Here is a 15,086-nt window from a genome sequence, read left to right on the forward strand (position 1 = left end):
CGACGCTGGTCTCTTTTCCGCACTGTTGTTCAAGTAAGGAGTTGGCATGAAGCAGAACCTGATTGCCGCCGCTCTGATGCTCGCGTCTCTGACGGCATATTGCGCTGACCGCGCTGCCGAGGACGTGCAATCAAATTTGCAGACGTCGAACCCTGCAACCAATCCGTCAGAACAACACACGCTTTCGTCGGGCAGTGCCATCGGCGCACCGGATTCCCTGGCGTGGCCGGGAATGTCGGGCGGTTCGTGGTCCCAGCTGGGTAGCGGCTGGAAGCAGTTCGGGGAAGCGGGCAAAGCTGAAGGCATTCGGGGGAATTAGTGCGGTTGCCTGGGTCGGAGGTCAAACCTCGTCCGGAGAGTGAAATGAACAGCAACAAGATCAGGGCGGCATGTGCCGCAATGTTCGCGATGGCCGCGATCGGTGCCCAGGCGCAGACTGCCGACTCGACTTCAAGTTCGCAGTCCTCGACGTCGTCGACGGCGATCAGCCAGGGCGGCGGCTCGAGCATGAACACGAACGTCACCAGTTCGCGCGGCGGCAACGCCAGCAGTGCCAGCACGAGCGGCGTGCGCGGCAGCGGCAATTCGAGCGTGAACGTGAACGTTACGATGCCATCCAGCACGAGCGGCGGCTCGAACGTGACGCCGCAGAGCGTGAGCTCGCTCCAGTCGGCCGGCTCACCCGGCACCAACCCCTACAACACCCAGGCGTCGGAAAACGTCAACTATTCGGGTACCCAGACGATCAAGACGAACCCGGCGATCCAGGCGCCCGGACTCACGACCACGCTGTCCGATACCTGCATGGGCTCGGTGAGCGTCGGCGTGTCGTTCCCGGGCTTCGGCGCGACGGGCGGCACGACCCTGGTCGACCAGGCGTGCGTGCGTCGTCTCGATGCGCGGGAATTCCGCGCGATGGGGTTGACCGACGTCGCGCTCGCGCTGCTCTGCCAGAGCGATGCGAACCGGCGCGCGGTGGAAGCGACCGGGCATCTGTGCCCGGGGACGACCACGCCGCTCGCGCGCTCGAATGTGGCGCCGTCCGCCGAAGCGACCGTTGCCGACGACGTGAAGTATCGCGATCCGCTCGTGCGAAACCGCATGGGCCTGCCGCCGCTCGATGCCGCCGCGCCCGTGCAGATTCGCCCGCTGGCGACGACCGCGGTCCAGGCGGCGCCGATTCCGGTTCCGGTGCCCGCGCCGTCGATGGTCGCGCCGGCCGTCAGCGCGGTGCCTGCCGCGACGCAGGCGGCCGCCGTGAAGGCATCGCAAGCGGCTGCCGTCGTGCCTGCCGTCGTCACCGCGCCGGTTGCCGCGGCAGCACCGGCGGTGAGTGCTGCGCCTGCCGTTGCACCGGCTGCGATGAGCGTGGTGCCGGCAGTTGCCCCGGCCGCGGTGAGTGCCGCGCCCGCAGGCGCACCGGCTGCGATGAGCGCGGTGCCGGGTGCCGCCATCGTTGCCGCGGGGGGCTTCGCGGACAAGGCGCCGGAATCTGCGCCAGCGGTTGCGGACAAGGCGCCGGTACCCGCGCTGGCGGCCGCTGACATGGCGCCGGAACCCGCGCCGGCGGTTGCCGACAAGGCACCGGAACCGGCACCGGTTGCAACCGACACCGCAGCGCAAGCCCCGGCAGCGCTTGCCGTCGACGCGAAGGTGCCGGACACCGCGCAAGCCGCACCGGCCCCGGCCTACGCTGCAGCGCCCGAGCCCGCGGTCGATGCGAAGGCTGCCGAGCCGGCAACGCAGGCGGCAGCCGAAGCGCCCGCACCGGAGGCCGCGTCGCGCGCCACGGCGGCAGCCGCTGCCGACACGCCAGCCGTCGACGCAAAGGCGACCGGCTTGGTCGAATCCGCCGCCGCGCCCGCGCCGTCCGCCGACATGCCGGCCGCGCCGGATCCAGCCCCGGCCGCGGCCGACCAGCAGGTCGCCCCGGCCGCGCCGGCGATGCCGGCTCCGACCGTCATCTCGACGAGCACATCGTCGTAAGCACGCGGGCGACGACGCTTCCGCGCGACCGGCAAGCCGGGCCGCACGGGAACGCCGGGATCCGCTGTGCGACGCACGGTGCAAGTTGGACGGGTGTTGATCCCTCCCCGAGGTCAACACCTCTTTTTGCCTGACGAGGGTACGAGGAGGCCTCAATCATGAGGATCTTTTGGGTCGCGCTGCTGCTGGTCGACACACAAGCCGCCGCACAGTCGGTTTTCCAGAACCCCGCGGTCTTTGTCATCCTGAGCGAGCAGACCCTCGCGAACGCCGCGAGCGTCCAGCAGGCGCTGACGACGCTCGGCCGCGCGGACAACACGGCATGCGTGCCGATGATGATGGTCGGCGATCCGCAGATGGTCTACATGATGCCGGAGGACGGACACGCCCCGTCGTGGCAATCGCCGGTGTACGGTCGCGGCGCGTCGTTCGAGGCGCAGAACGGGCCGACCGCGACCGGCAAGACGATCGGCGCGATGCAGCACGCGGAGGACATGCAGACACAGCCGTGGAGCGACAGCAGTGCGATCACGCAGAAGATCGCCGGCGAGTCGAACCTGTCCGCGTCGGCGCGGGTCAGCGACTGGCAGCGCAAAGGATTGAACACGATCGAGACGGCGCCCGCGACGCAAGTGACGGTGAACGGCAAGACCTACCGCACGTATCGCGAGGAACTCAACCAGGCCGCGCGGCCCGTCGTCGAACCGCAGATCTACACGCAGCGAGTCGTGTTCTGCCGATGACGAAACTTTCCGGAGCGGACATGCCGGTGGCGCCGCGTGCGGGCAGGGAGGCCCGCCGTGCACCGCTTCGCGCCGCCCGCTCCGTCAGACAACCCTATGCGGCGAGGCCATCATGAACCATTGCTGCCAGATCAGCCTGTCAGGCCCGCACGAGGACGAACGGGCCGCATACGCGCCGCCGTTCGTTGCGGCCCGGCGTCACCTAACCGTGCTGTCGCGCCCGCTCGTCTATCTGTCGCAGCGTCCCGATGCGGGGCTCGTCGACTGTCTCGCGTCGCGCGGCTGGGATGTGTGGCGCGCGAAATCCGTTGCGGACGCATTCAATCTCGTGAAGGCGAACCGCCTGCATGCGGGCATCGTCGATTTCGACGGCTTCGCGTCGCCCGACGTCGCGTCGTTCGAGACGCTGCTGCGCGATCCGCGGATCGGCTGGGTCGCGCTCGCCGACGGCGAGCGGCTGCGCGATGCCGCAATCGCGCGCCTGATTCGCCAGTGCTGCTTCGACTACGTGCGCAATGTGACGGCCTACACGACGATCGGATATCTCGTCGGCCATGCATACGGGATGCTGAAACTGGCGGAAAGCGATCCGGCCGACGATGCCGCGCCGCCCGGCGGTGTGATGATCGGCGCGTGCGCCGCGATGCGCCGCCTGTTCGCGACGATCCGCAAGGTCGCGAACACCGAGGCCACCGTGTTCATCGCCGGCGAATCCGGCACCGGCAAGGAGTTGACCGCATCGGCGATCCACCAGCATTCGTCGCGCGCCGACGCGCCGTTCGTCGCCGTGAATTGCGCGGCGATTCCGTCGACGCTCCTGCAGGCCGAACTGTTCGGTCATGAGCGGGGCGCGTTTACCGGCGCGCATCAGCGCAATATCGGCCGCATCGAGGCCGCGCACGGCGGCACGCTGTTTCTCGACGAAATCGGCGACATGCCGTTCGAGAGCCAGGCGAGCCTGCTGCGGTTCCTGCAGGAGGGCAAGATCGAGCGGCTCGGCGGGCGCGCGTCGATTCCGGTCGACGTGCGGATCGTGTCCGCGACTCACGTCGATCTCGAGTCCGCGATGCAGGCGGGGCGGTTCCGCCCGGACCTGTACTACCGGCTGTGCGTGCTGCGCATCGACGAGCCGCCGCTGCGCGCGCGCGGCCGCGACATCATGCTGCTCGCCGATCATGTGTTGCGGCGCTATCGCGGCGAAAGTTCGCACCGGATTCGCGGCTTCATGCCGTGCGCGATCGAGGCGATCCACAACTATGCGTGGCCCGGCAACGTGCGCGAACTGATCAACCGGATCCGTTTCGCGGTCGTGATGACGAACGGCCCGCTGATCTCGGCCGTCGATCTCCAACTGAACCAGTACACGTCGCATCGGCCGCCGACGCTCGCGGAATCGCGCCGGCAGGCCGAGCGGCGCACGATCGAGGAAACGCTGTTGCGGCATCGGCATCAGCATGCCGACGTCGCGGCGGAACTCGGCATCTCGCGCGCGACGCTGTACCGGCTGATGACCGCGCTCGGCCTGCACGGCTGACGCCGGTTGCGGCCGCGCGGCACGCGGCCCGACGTCGCGCGGCCCATGGCCCATGGCCCGCGGCCCGCGGCGTCAGGCCGGCCGTTCGAAGCCCGATTCGACCCAGCGTGCGGCGCTGGCCTTGTTGAGCTTGAACCCGGCGGACACTTTCGCGTCGGCCAGCAGTTCGCCGTACGGGTCGAACGCCTTCAGTTGCGCATACGGCTCGAACTCGTCCGGCACGATGTCGAGCGTGACCGACACATCCTGCCCGTCGCCGTCCTGCACCGTCACTTCCTTGTGCAGCATCGCGCGGCGCTGCTGCTCGTGACGCATCAGCACCTCGGTCGCGGTCTTCACCAGCGTGCGGAACGCGTTCGCGTCCATCGGCTTCGGGTTCTTCTTGTCGCGACCCATGGTCCACGGGCCGACGAGCGCGGGCTCGGCTTCGCCGTCCTTGATCATCTCGACGGCCCAGCCGTCGTCGTCTTCGTTCTTGATGATGCGGGCCGTCCAGCCGTTGTCGCGCCAGAGGCCGTCTTCGTGGATGGTGGTGTCGTCGGATTGCAGATCGGATTCGGTCATGGAGGAAGCGGGGAGTACGGGCCGCCGGCGAACGGGCGGGGCGCGCGGCCGGCAACGGCGCGCTGCCCCTGGGCGGTCGCCCGGAATGGCATGCAAAGGCCGCAATTTTACCCCGCGGGCCGTCGGTGCGGCCCGTGCGATCTGTAACGTTGGCTGTCAGGACGAGGGCGACACCGGCCAAACGGTCGGGCCGGCGCCAAAAATCAAACTTGTACTACGTCCCCGCAGGCCGCTCTATTCACCGTCCGATATCCCGTCCAAGCGTCGCCCCATAGAATAACGATCGGGATAAAAATATCTCGCTCGTAAATTCAACGCCACGCCGGTCGTACGCGCATTCCGCGCCGCGCGCCCGGTGAACCTTCTGGAACCGCGCATGGGGAAATTCAATATTCGCACCATCTTTGCATACGACTGGCCGTTGACGCTCGCCGGCATGGAGCACATTGCCGGCGACGTGTGCGCAATCGATCTCGTCGGTGTCTGCCGGACGCCGGACGAACTCGTCGCGACCCTCGACACGCTCGATTGCGACATCGCGCTGGTCGATTATTCGGTCCGCGGCGATGCGCAGATGAACGGCTTCGCACTGTGCGAGTGGCTGCGACGCATGCGTCCGAACGTCGGGATCGTTGCGTTGGTCGGGAACGAGAACCCGGTGATCTTCCGCTCGATTCTCTCGCAAGTCGGCGCGAGCCTCGTGAGCAAGTTCGACGAGGTGGGCCATATCGTCACTGCGATTCACTCGAGCTATAGCGGCGGTCACTATCTGTCGCCGCTTGTGCGCCGCGCGCTCGATGCGTTGGCCGGACACGAGGCGCCGCCGGTGAAGCTTTCGACGCGCGAGATCGAGGTGATTCGCCTTTATCTGGCCGGCATGCCGATCAAGGCGATCGCGCAGCGGCTGAACAAGGGCAAGCAAACGGTCAGCGCGCAGAAGATCAGCGCGATGAAGAAACTCGGTGCGAGCAACGACATCGAGCTGGTTCAGCGAGCGGCCGCGCTAGGGCTCGACGGCGGCAAGGTTGCGAGCTGCCTGGGCGGCGCGGAGCAGGCGGGGAGCCGAGAACAGGAATCACGAGCGCTATCTCGGTAGCAGTGACATTCCGGAATCTTTCTTAGGGCCGCGTCGACTGGGACAATCGTTTGGTTGTCCTTCATATCGAAAGGCTGAACGCGTGATTGTCCAGTGCGTCGGCGCTTCGTCTTGCTGACGTCTGAGGAGGGCCGATGCAGGGGGGGCACTTTGCATGCCTCCCCCACGATCATCGGTCGGAACGAAAGGAAGCGCGTGCCGATATCGCTCCGGCGTTATGTGCGGCCTAGGGTTGCGCGTACATGAAAGCGACCGGCGGCCGACGCAGACCGGTTCGGGAGGCCGGCGACGCGGTTCATCAAGAAGAATGGTCAAGATATATAAAGGAATGCAGATGAGCGATTCATTTTCCGATGCGCGGCCAGTAGCAGCCGCTCGAACGGGGGCGCGCGGCGCTGAAGCCATAGCCCGAGACGGGCCGGCGCCGCGACCGAAACCGCCGCCGATCGTCGTCGGCCGCGTCGAAGGCGTGACGATGTTCGCGAAGAACACGCCACTCATCTGCATCAAGCAATTGCCCTTGCCCGGTATCGTGATCTTCGTGCATGGGGTGAATTCCGAAGGCGAATGGTTCGAGGCGTCGGAGGATGGGCTATGCAAAGGCCTGAATCGCAGGCTCGGGCGTCTGGACGATCAGATGATGTATCACGGTATCGATGCGGGGCAATTGACGCCCGCGAAGTACACGGAGAGTGTGACGCCGGATGGGTTCCTGAACCCTGATTTGCTGGCAGACAATTACATCAAGCCCGAGCCGTCGTTCTCACCCGTCATTCATTTCCGCTGGGGCTATCGCGCGACTGCTGCGGAATTGAAGGAGTATGGCGACAAGATCTTCCTGAACGAGAAGGACTATTGGGGCGGCGGCCCGTTCACGAACGGCTGTGCCAGCCTGCCCGATCTTTGGCACGGCGGTCTGGATGATCGAACGATGGGCTGGATGACCGTGCAAGGCATCAACCCGACCAATCGGCCGCTGTACCGCGCGCCGCCTCGAGCGTATGGCGTACTCGCCGCGTTGCGCTTGGCCAGGCTGATCGAGTCGATCCGAAGCATGCAGGCCGATGTCCCGATTACCGTCGTATGCCACAGCCAAGGAAATATCGTCGGCCTCACTGCGGCGTTCTTCGGCGACGCATTCCCCGATGTCGAAGATCCGTGGGGGCGCTCGGGCCACTGCGTGGCAGACGCCTACGTGCTGGCGAACGCACCGTACAGTCTCGCCAATGCTGACGGCCCGAACAAGTCCGACACATTCATGGATTCATGGTCGCAACGCGCGACGAAGGACGGCAGCGGACGGCGTGGACGACAAACCTACGTGGCGCGCGCGAAGACGTTCGGCACATTCCTGTCGATCATCGGTGCTCGAAAAGCATACGAACAACCTGCCGACAAAATCGATGAGGACATGGAAAACGAGCGGGTCTCGCCGACGAGCAATCGGTCTTATGCGGCGCAAGAGGATCGCGCGAGGCACGGGCTGAATGAATCGACATATGGCCGCGTCACCGCATATTGCTGCCCGCACGACCAAGTGATTTCGGCGGTGACGGTGCAAGGGATCGGCTGGCGTGGCATCAGCAAGCACGAACTCGACGATATCGGGGCAGCCGGCATCCTGACGCAACGGGTCTTTGCTTCCGGTTTTCCGGTCGGCGTGCAGAAACCGTACCGATACTGGGAAGACGATTGGCGGCATGGCAAACAGGGAACGAAGCCGGGGTTCTGGTATCCGCCCTCGCCGCCGGCCAAATTCAATCTCGTCGGCGCGATCAAAGGAAATGAATCGGTTCTGGGCATGGCGGCGACGCTCGTGACTGCGCCACTCATGTTCGTCGTGACCGGCATCAGTTCGGCATTGAACATGCTCCGCGTGAACGCCGATCCGCCGAAGGGCTGGACAGTGGTGGCGGATGCTCCGGCGCTTGACGAACCTTTCCCGCCGAAGGCCTTGCGATTCGGCAAGTCAGTCGAGACCAAGGACGGCGACGCGATCAGCGACTTCAACGAAGGCAACGATCCGCCGGCTGCATGGCGCGACGCGAGCAAGACCGAGGCAGACAAGCGCGGCGACGATCCGTACGACCAGTACAAGGCAAAGAACGAGGACAGCGTCGCCCAAGGTACGGCTGCAACCGAAGCCGGACAGCGTTACGAGGACCGCGCGCTGATGCGAATGGAAGCGCGTCGGACGCTAAACACCGAATGGCTCGACGGCGACGGCCACGTGATCGGGGAGGACGGCAAAAGTGCGATGCCCGAAGGCTACAAGGATTGGCGCGACAAACAGATCGTCGATTGGCTCGATCGCGGTGCGACCAACAGCCCGACGAATCACTCAACGACGATGACCAACCCCGAGCATGCCGAAAAGGCACTTGCGTATGATGTTTCTGTTGGTCTCTGCTACCTGACCGAGAAGCAACTCAAATCGCTGCGTATTGAAGCAGATTGGCGGATGAGAGATGGCATTCCCGACACCAACCGGAACAAAAAGTACACCAATTACTTTGCGTACGGAACGCTTGATCGAATGTCGATACAAGAATGGGCCCATGCCAAGGACAGCGAGGGCGCGATCCCCGAGGCGATTGCCGACGAACGCGAAGGTGAGTTCTATCTCAAGGTCGGGGGTGTCGTATGAAGACGCTGATTGCTACATGGCAACGACGTGTTGCAATTGCTGTTTCGGTATGGCTGATTGCCATCGTGCTCATCGCCACGACGATGGCACACGTGGAACAACCCGACCCGGCACATTTGGAATTAGGAGATTGGATGAAGCGATTCTTTTTCGTGCCCGGCCTGGCTGCGCTCGTGGCGTTTCTCTTCACCACGGCCATGGCGCGTCCGGCACAAGCCGCCTCTGTCAAAGAGTCTGCGGTGAAGGCAGCACCTGCAGCCGAGGAGCAGGCCAAGCCATTCGTTGCGCAAGTCGTTGGTTTAATCTGGTTGAACCCGCTGCAACGCATGGACTATCCGACCGAGTGGCAATTGCTGTGGACACAAGGACTTGTCAAGCCCAATAAGAATGATGACATGGTGCGCACGAAGCCCGAAAAATTTTCGTCACTTCGGTCCATTGGAGCATTGGTTTACGGCAACGAAGGCGAAGAAACATTCAAGGGCTTCTATCACAAGTACGTCGGAAAATTTCTCTTGTTGCCGCGCTCTCGTTATTTTGCAAATGCAAAATATTTCTACACCGTAAAATCCGAAAACACCAAAGATTGGCGCGAGCTTGCCGGAACACATATCGAGTTCGCGTTACCTCCAAGGCTCGATCCGATCGAAGCGAAGACGTACTTGACCAATGAGTTCGTCGAATGCTTCGAAATTGGCCCACCATCACCGAAGACGCTTTGGAGCCGCGACACGCCTCCCGACGTACAAATCACCCAAGGCGGCGCAAACGCCGGCTTCACATCGCTGAACAACGCGTTGGATTACTTGCAGGCGAACCCCGACAAGACCGTATGGGCGATGAACTGGGACGCCCCGAACTTCCCGCCCACGGATGCGCAGATCAACGAAAACCTCGTCGTGCTGTTCCTCGCCGGCCCGAACTTCAACACCGAGCGCGAGCCGCTCGCCTGGATCGGCAAGGCCGCAACCGGCAACACGCACGATTTTTCACGGAAGGTCGGCACGACACGCGCCGTGCAGGCATGGAAAGCCACGATCGACGAAGCAGCACGCAACGCCGGTGTCGCGGTCACGGACCTGAATTACATCGTCCACGACGCAGGTGTACCCAGCGACGCAGCGTCGTTACGCGTTGTCTCGCTCGCGCAGACCTTGACCGAAACCCTCCCTGAATACGACCACACGAATCAGACCTTCAACACGGCCGCCCTGCTCGGCGACATGGGAACCGGCAGCGCATTGACCGACGTCGCACTCGCAATCGGCCGAATCAACCACTTTGGCGGCAACGCCTTGGTCGCAGGCACGACCGACCCCGAGCACCCCGTCGCCGTCGTCGTCAGGCCACCGTCGAAGCTCACCCCGATCGATCCCGCCAAGGACTGGTTCCGCGCACGCGGTGGCAACAACGCGTACCTCCCTTGGTGGGGGCGTCGACACGACACCGATTACGGCATGCAGGGCTATTCGTGGTGACGTAAGGCAGCGCTGTGGCGTGATTGCTTCGCTTGCGGATTCGCAACGTGTCGGAACGCGATCGACTGGACACATGACCGGTCGACAGTTCCAACGAGTGTGGCTACGAGATGCCGTCAACCGCGACGCCGAACGGAAGCGGATTCAGCGGTTGGCCGTGTTGAGGTACACGCCACTCCCGCCCTCCGGCGCGACACGCGCGGAAGGGCGGGGCAGGACCCCGGCCGTCAAACCGGCAATGCGAACCGCGTAACGGCGTCGCGCAGCGCTTCGGCCTGGTCGCGCAGCGAATGCGCGGCCGCCGCGGCTTCCTCGACGAGTGCCGCGTTTTGCTGCGTGACCTGATCCATCTCGCCCACTGCACGGTTGACCTGCTCGATCCCCGCGCTCTGCTCGCGCGATGCATGGCTGATCTCGTCGAGGATCTCGTTCACGCGCCGCACCGACTGCACGATCTCGGCCATCGTCTCGCCCGCGTTCGTGACGAGCGTCGCGCCGTGCTCGACGGTTTCGTTCGATGACTCGATGAGCGACTTGATCTCCTTCGCGGCCGTGGCCGAGCGTTGCGCGAGCGAGCGCACCTCGGCCGCGACCACCGCGAAGCCGCGGCCCTGTTCGCCCGCGCGCGCCGCTTCGACGGCCGCGTTCAGCGCGAGGATGTTGGTCTGGAACGCGATTCCGTCGATCACGCCGATGATGTCGCCGATCTTGTGCGAGCGGTCGGTGATCTCGTTCATCGTGCGCACGACATCGTCGACCACCTCGCTGCCGCGCGTCGCGACTTGCGCGGCCTGACCGGCGAGCGTGGCGGCCTGCGCGGCGCTGTCCGCGTTCTGCTTCACGTTCGCGGTCATCTGATCCATGCTCGACGCGGTCTGCACGAGCGCGGCCGCCTGTTCTTCGGTGCGCTGCGACAGGTCGGTGTTGCCCGACGCGATCTCGCTCGCGCCGACGTTGATGTTCTCCGTGCCCATCCGTACGCGCGACACCATGTCGATCAGTCCGCTCTGCATCGTGTGCAGCGCATGCAGCAGGCTGCCGCGGTCGTCATGCTTGACGTTCACGCGCGCGGTCAGGTCGCCCTGCGCGATGCGCCGCGCGGCGTCGAGCGCCACTTCGAGTTCGCCGCCGAGGTTCGCGCGCACGCTTTTCAGCACGAGCACCATCACGGCGGTCGCGATCGCGCCGAGCACGGCCGTCATCGCGAGCCAGCGGCCGACGCTCGCGAGCACGGCCGACCGCACGTCGTCCATGTACATGCCCGTCACGAGATACCAGTCCCACGGCGCGAAGCGCTGCACCGCACTGGTCTTGTCCTGCGGCTTGTCGGCACCCGGCTTCGGCCACAGATACTCGACGAAACCCTTGCCGCCTTCCATGTTGCCGGCCTTCACGATCTCGACGAACAGATGCTTGCCGCTCGGGTCCGCGAAATTCGACACGTCCTTGCCGTTGAGCTCGCTCTTGATCGGATGCATCACGATCACCGGCTTCGAATCGTTGATCGAGATGTAGCCGTCGGTGCCGTAGCGCATCGCGGCGATCGCCTCGAGCGCCTTCTGCTTCGCGTCGGCCTCCGGCAATGCATTCTGTTGCGACAGCTTGTAGTAGTGGTCGGCGACGTTCGTCGCCTGCGCGACCAGCGACGCAAGCTGATCGCGGCGGTCCGTGATCATCGACGCGCGCGTCTGCCACGCGCCGATGCCGGCGATCACGAGCAGACCGAGCCACAGAATGACGATCATCGAGGCGAGTTTCTGATTCAGGGAAAGGGTGCGCATGGGTAGTGAGGTCGGTCGGTCGAACAGGCGCGCCGGAACGGCGTGACGGGATAACTCGTTGACGGCATGCAACGAACGTTGCCGTAGGCGGGAAATCCCTTAGAAACGGCAGCGGCCCGATACCGGCGAGCGCGGTGCGGGCATCTATGCATATACATATTCGGCGTCGCTATACTGTCGGGCGATGGCGCGCCGTGCCCCGACGGTCGGGCGCACGGCGGCGAACGAACCTGAAAGGAGGCAACGATGCGAATTCTGGTGGTGGGGGCCGGCGCGGTCGGCGGATACTTCGGCGGCCGGCTCGCGGCGGCGGGGCGCGACGTGACGTTCCTGGTGCGCGACGGCCGCGCGGCCGCGCTCGCGCGCGACGGGCTCCTGATTCGCAGCCCGCGCGGCGACCTGACGCTCGCGAACGTGCAGACGGTGCGCGCGAGCGACACGGCCGGGCCGTTCGACCTGGTGCTGCTGAGCTGCAAGGCCTACAGCCTCGACGATGCGATTGCATCGTTCGCGCCATTCGTCGGGCCGTCGACGCTGATCCTGCCGATGCTCAACGGGATGCGCCATCTCGACGTGCTGCGCGAACGGTTCGGTGCCGCGCAGGTGCTCGGCGGCATGTGCGTGATCGCGGCGACGCTCGATCGCGAACAGCGGGTCGTGCACCTGAACGACACGGCAGGGCTGTCGTTCGGCGAACTCGCCGGCGGCGAATCGGCACGCGTGCGCGCGGTGGCCGACGTGCTCGGCGGCGCGGGCTTCGAGGCGACGCTCAGCGACGACATCGCCGCGCGGATGTGGGACAAGTGGGTGTTCCTCGCGACGCTCGCGGCGAGCACGTCGCTGTTTCGCGGTTCGATCGGCGACATTCTGGCCGCGCCGGACGGCCGCCGCCTGCTCGAGACGATGCTCGACGAATGCAGCGCGATCGCCGCGCACAACGGTTACCGGCCCGATCCCGCCGCGGTCGAGCGGATGCAGCGGATGGTGCTGACGCCGTCGCCGCTGACCGCGTCGATGCTGCGCGACGTCGAAAATCGCGCGCGGGTCGAAGCCGATCACGTGATCGGCGACCTGCTCGCGCGCCGCGACCCGCAGGCGGCGGATGCGCTGTCGCTGCTGCGGATCGCATACAACCACCTCAAGACGTACGAGGTGCGCGTGGCGCGGGAAGGCGCGGCGGCGTAGCCGCGGCAGCGGCCGTGTCGTTTGTCAGGGCGAATGCCGGGGCAGGCCTGATGGCGCGGGCGGATGCCGGCTAGACAGGATCCTTGCTTGGCGGTCCGTTGGGTTGCTGCGGATTGTCGTGAGGATGCCCCGGTGGCGGCGGTGACAGCGGATCGTCTTCCGGATCGCGGTTCGGGTCGGCCGGGGGCTCGGGCATCGGGGTCGTGTGGTCCATGGGGAACTCGCGCAAGGCGTGACGGCGGTGGCGCGGCGGGCGCGTCTCGTCTCCGTTATAGGCAATCGGACGGGTGTTTGCCGGGGGATTCTCGCGGCGGCATGCGGATTGCCGGCGACAGGCGAGCCGCTGCAGGTATCGCGCCGGATCGCGCGCAAACAGCGCCACGATTCGGGTGCGGCCGGCGCGCGCCGCGGTCAGCGCAGATCGGCGGGCGTATCGACGTCGCGCAGGATGCCGGGATCGTCGACCTCGAGCAGGTTCACCGGCGCGCTGGCGAACAGCGCGCGGGCGCCCGTATCGCCGTCCAGCGTGGCGAGCGCCTCGTAGTGGTGCGCGGCAAAGCCGACCGGATGGCCGCGCACGCCGCGGTGCACGGGGGCGACGATCGATGCATCGTCGGCGTCGAGGGCGCGTGTGACCGCTTCGTAGGTGGACGCCGCGATCCACGGCATGTCGCCGAGCGCAACCAGCCAGCCGGTCGCCTCCGGCGAGGTGCGAACACCGGCTGCCAGGCTCGCGCCCATGCCGCGCATCGCGTCGGGCGCATAGACGACCTGGCAGCCGGCGTCGTTCAGCAAAATCGCGAGTTTTTCGGCGCCGGGACGCACGACGGCGATCACCTCGGCCGTGGCCGCCGCCAGATGACGGGCGGCGGCGACCGCAACCGGCGTGCCGTCGGGAAGCCGCGCGAGCAGCTTGCTGTGCAGACCGCTTGGGTCGAAGCGTTGACCGAGACCGCCGGCGAGCAGGACGCCGGTGGCGAGTGACGCATAGGACATCGGCGCGGGGGGAGGGAAGGCAGGTGGCCCGATTGTGCGGGAGCGGGCGGGGATCGGCAAGTGCGGATGTTACCGACGCGGGGGCGTTGTCGTCGGAAAGAATGTCGGCGGGCGCGTTCGTCGAGCATGGTTTCCTCGACGGGGCCGTTTATGGAGTGCGATTCTCGTTACATCACGGTTCAATCGCGGTCGCTGAACGGCCAATGCCGCTAACCCGACGGGTAATACGTGAAGTGGGTGCGAGGTAAAGCGTCGATCGGTCATGGACGGCTTCGCGTGATCGCCGTCATCGGTTCCGTCAGACGATTCGTCTGTCGAGTGGCGTGCGGATGTGTCGGTGTTGCGATTCGGCCGACGTGCCCATGACGGTCACCAAAGTGTCTTGACGTGCGCGTATGCACGGATCTTTTCGTCACGGGTGACGAGCGGCGCACCGAGCCGGCGCGCAGTCGCGACGATCATGCGGTCGGCTGGATCCTTGTGAAAAGTGCCGGGCAGCGCGGTGGACCTCGCGGCGATGTCGGCGTCGACCGGCACGAAACGCATGCCGTCGATTTGCGCGACCGTCGCGAGCCACGCATCGACATCCATCGTCAATGCGAGGCGCTCGTTGCGCACCAGCATCGCGATTTCCCATGCGGAGATCGCGGACGCAGCGAGTGCGCCCTCGCCGCGCGCGCGATCGATCGCGCTTCGCGCCTTCTTGCTGAGCGACGGATCGCCCGCCACCCACCACACCAATGCATGCGTATCCAGCACGATCACCGCGACGCCTCCCAGTCATCTTCCGCAATCGGATCGAGAGGATTGTCGTAGCGCATGACCGAGCCGCGCAATATGTCCAACGGCTGAGCCTCGCGTGCGTGATACGGCCGGATTTCGAGCGTTGGCTTGCCATGGTCGGTGACGATCAGGCTTTCGCCCGACGCCTCGACGAGCCGGAAGTATTCGAGTGCGCGAGCCTTGAATTCGGATTTCGATACGGGAGCGTGCGGCATCATGATATGAGCATGGTCATTTGACGATGGTCATTTTAGTTGTCGGGATGAAGTGGTGCAAGTAGCGTAGTCGGCCTT

The 15,086-nt window shown here is 65.4% G+C and carries 13 protein-coding genes; 8 read left to right on the forward strand and 5 right to left on the reverse strand.

What is annotated here, in order from left to right; all coding sequences use genetic code 11:
- The first annotated feature begins 46 nt into the window (after window positions 1-46).
- The 4 genes from U5A56_RS11825 to U5A56_RS11840 all read left to right on the forward strand — a co-directional run bounded on the left by U5A56_RS11825 (window position 47) and on the right by U5A56_RS11840 (window position 4,263).
- Window positions 47-319 (forward strand): hypothetical protein, encoded by a 273-nt coding sequence (locus U5A56_RS11825; protein ID WP_124522334.1) that lies wholly within the window; start codon window positions 47-49, stop codon window positions 317-319.
- 44 nt (window positions 320-363) lie between these two features.
- Window positions 364-1,986, forward strand: a complete 1,623-nt coding sequence (locus U5A56_RS11830) for a chemotaxis protein CheA (protein WP_321922452.1) — start codon at window positions 364-366, stop codon at window positions 1,984-1,986.
- A gap of 158 nt (window positions 1,987-2,144) precedes the next feature.
- Window positions 2,145-2,729 (forward strand): hypothetical protein, encoded by a 585-nt coding sequence (locus U5A56_RS11835; protein WP_044846640.1) that lies wholly within the window; start codon window positions 2,145-2,147, stop codon window positions 2,727-2,729.
- Window positions 2,730-2,841: 112 nt separating this feature from the next.
- Window positions 2,842-4,263: a sigma-54 dependent transcriptional regulator gene (locus U5A56_RS11840; RefSeq protein WP_321922454.1), complete on the forward strand. Its 1,422-nt coding sequence runs from the start codon at window positions 2,842-2,844 to the stop codon at window positions 4,261-4,263.
- Between the two features lie 72 nt (window positions 4,264-4,335).
- On the opposite strand, the gene U5A56_RS11845 is transcribed toward U5A56_RS11840, so the two are convergent.
- Window positions 4,336-4,827, reverse strand: coding sequence for a hypothetical protein (locus U5A56_RS11845; protein WP_044846642.1), 492 nt, complete (start codon window positions 4,825-4,827; stop codon window positions 4,336-4,338).
- Window positions 4,828-5,203: 376 nt separating this feature from the next.
- Between U5A56_RS11845 and U5A56_RS11850 the strand changes: the two genes are divergently transcribed.
- The 3 genes from U5A56_RS11850 to U5A56_RS11860 all read left to right on the forward strand — a co-directional run bounded on the left by U5A56_RS11850 (window position 5,204) and on the right by U5A56_RS11860 (window position 10,048).
- Complete coding sequence (locus U5A56_RS11850; protein WP_321819801.1) at window positions 5,204-5,923, forward strand: response regulator transcription factor; 720 nt, start codon at window positions 5,204-5,206, stop codon at window positions 5,921-5,923.
- 334 nt (window positions 5,924-6,257) lie between these two features.
- On the forward strand, window positions 6,258-8,570 hold the full coding sequence (locus U5A56_RS11855) for a hypothetical protein (RefSeq protein WP_321922456.1): 2,313 nt from the start codon (window positions 6,258-6,260) through the stop codon (window positions 8,568-8,570).
- A complete protein-coding gene (locus U5A56_RS11860) occupies window positions 8,567-10,048 on the forward strand; it encodes a virulence factor (RefSeq protein WP_321922458.1) in 1,482 nt (493 codons plus the stop codon). The genes U5A56_RS11855 and U5A56_RS11860 overlap by 4 nt, the downstream gene beginning before the upstream one ends.
- A gap of 227 nt (window positions 10,049-10,275) precedes the next feature.
- Here U5A56_RS11860 and U5A56_RS11865 read toward each other — a convergent pair whose 3' ends face one another.
- Window positions 10,276-11,829: a methyl-accepting chemotaxis protein gene (locus tag U5A56_RS11865; RefSeq protein WP_321922460.1), complete on the reverse strand. Its 1,554-nt coding sequence runs from the start codon at window positions 11,827-11,829 to the stop codon at window positions 10,276-10,278.
- Between the two features lie 246 nt (window positions 11,830-12,075).
- Between U5A56_RS11865 and panE the strand changes: the two genes are divergently transcribed.
- On the forward strand, window positions 12,076-13,014 hold the full coding sequence (gene panE, locus U5A56_RS11870) for a 2-dehydropantoate 2-reductase (protein WP_321922462.1): 939 nt from the start codon (window positions 12,076-12,078) through the stop codon (window positions 13,012-13,014).
- 411 nt (window positions 13,015-13,425) lie between these two features.
- Here panE and U5A56_RS11875 read toward each other — a convergent pair whose 3' ends face one another.
- From U5A56_RS11875 to U5A56_RS11885, 3 genes are all read right to left on the reverse strand, one after another.
- Window positions 13,426-14,010: a nucleotidyltransferase family protein gene (locus tag U5A56_RS11875; RefSeq protein ID WP_321922635.1), complete on the reverse strand. Its 585-nt coding sequence runs from the start codon at window positions 14,008-14,010 to the stop codon at window positions 13,426-13,428.
- A 369-nt stretch (window positions 14,011-14,379) separates the two neighbouring features.
- A complete protein-coding gene (locus U5A56_RS11880) occupies window positions 14,380-14,775 on the reverse strand; it encodes a type II toxin-antitoxin system VapC family toxin (RefSeq protein ID WP_044846647.1) in 396 nt (131 codons plus the stop codon).
- On the reverse strand, window positions 14,772-15,011 hold the full coding sequence (locus U5A56_RS11885) for a type II toxin-antitoxin system Phd/YefM family antitoxin (RefSeq protein ID WP_011659184.1): 240 nt from the start codon (window positions 15,009-15,011) through the stop codon (window positions 14,772-14,774). Before U5A56_RS11885 ends, U5A56_RS11880 begins: the two co-directional genes overlap by 4 nt.
- Window positions 15,012-15,086 lie beyond the last annotated feature (75 nt).

This window comes from Burkholderia sp. BCC1998, assembly GCF_905339875.1.
Lineage (GTDB): Bacteria > Pseudomonadota > Gammaproteobacteria > Burkholderiales > Burkholderiaceae > Burkholderia.

What these genes read in the sequence shown, in the direction of transcription:
- U5A56_RS11840 (WP_321922454.1), top strand. Translation starts at nt 2,842, where the DNA reads ATGAACCATTGCTGCCAGATCAGCCTGTCAGGCCCGCACGAGGACGAA.
- U5A56_RS11845 (WP_044846642.1), bottom strand. Translation starts at nt 4,827, where the DNA reads ATGACCGAATCCGATCTGCAATCCGACGACACCACCATCCACGAAGAC.
- U5A56_RS11885 (WP_011659184.1), bottom strand. Translation starts at nt 15,011, where the DNA reads ATGATGCCGCACGCTCCCGTATCGAAATCCGAATTCAAGGCTCGCGCA.
- U5A56_RS11855 (WP_321922456.1), top strand. Translation starts at nt 6,258, where the DNA reads ATGAGCGATTCATTTTCCGATGCGCGGCCAGTAGCAGCCGCTCGAACG.
- U5A56_RS11860 (WP_321922458.1), top strand. Translation starts at nt 8,567, where the DNA reads ATGAAGACGCTGATTGCTACATGGCAACGACGTGTTGCAATTGCTGTT.
- U5A56_RS11850 (WP_321819801.1), top strand. Translation starts at nt 5,204, where the DNA reads ATGGGGAAATTCAATATTCGCACCATCTTTGCATACGACTGGCCGTTG.
- U5A56_RS11875 (WP_321922635.1), bottom strand. Translation starts at nt 14,010, where the DNA reads ATGTCCTATGCGTCACTCGCCACCGGCGTCCTGCTCGCCGGCGGTCTC.
- U5A56_RS11835 (WP_044846640.1), top strand. Translation starts at nt 2,145, where the DNA reads ATGAGGATCTTTTGGGTCGCGCTGCTGCTGGTCGACACACAAGCCGCC.
- U5A56_RS11825 (WP_124522334.1), top strand. Translation starts at nt 47, where the DNA reads ATGAAGCAGAACCTGATTGCCGCCGCTCTGATGCTCGCGTCTCTGACG.
- panE (WP_321922462.1), top strand. Translation starts at nt 12,076, where the DNA reads ATGCGAATTCTGGTGGTGGGGGCCGGCGCGGTCGGCGGATACTTCGGC.
- U5A56_RS11865 (WP_321922460.1), bottom strand. Translation starts at nt 11,829, where the DNA reads ATGCGCACCCTTTCCCTGAATCAGAAACTCGCCTCGATGATCGTCATT.
- U5A56_RS11830 (WP_321922452.1), top strand. Translation starts at nt 364, where the DNA reads ATGAACAGCAACAAGATCAGGGCGGCATGTGCCGCAATGTTCGCGATG.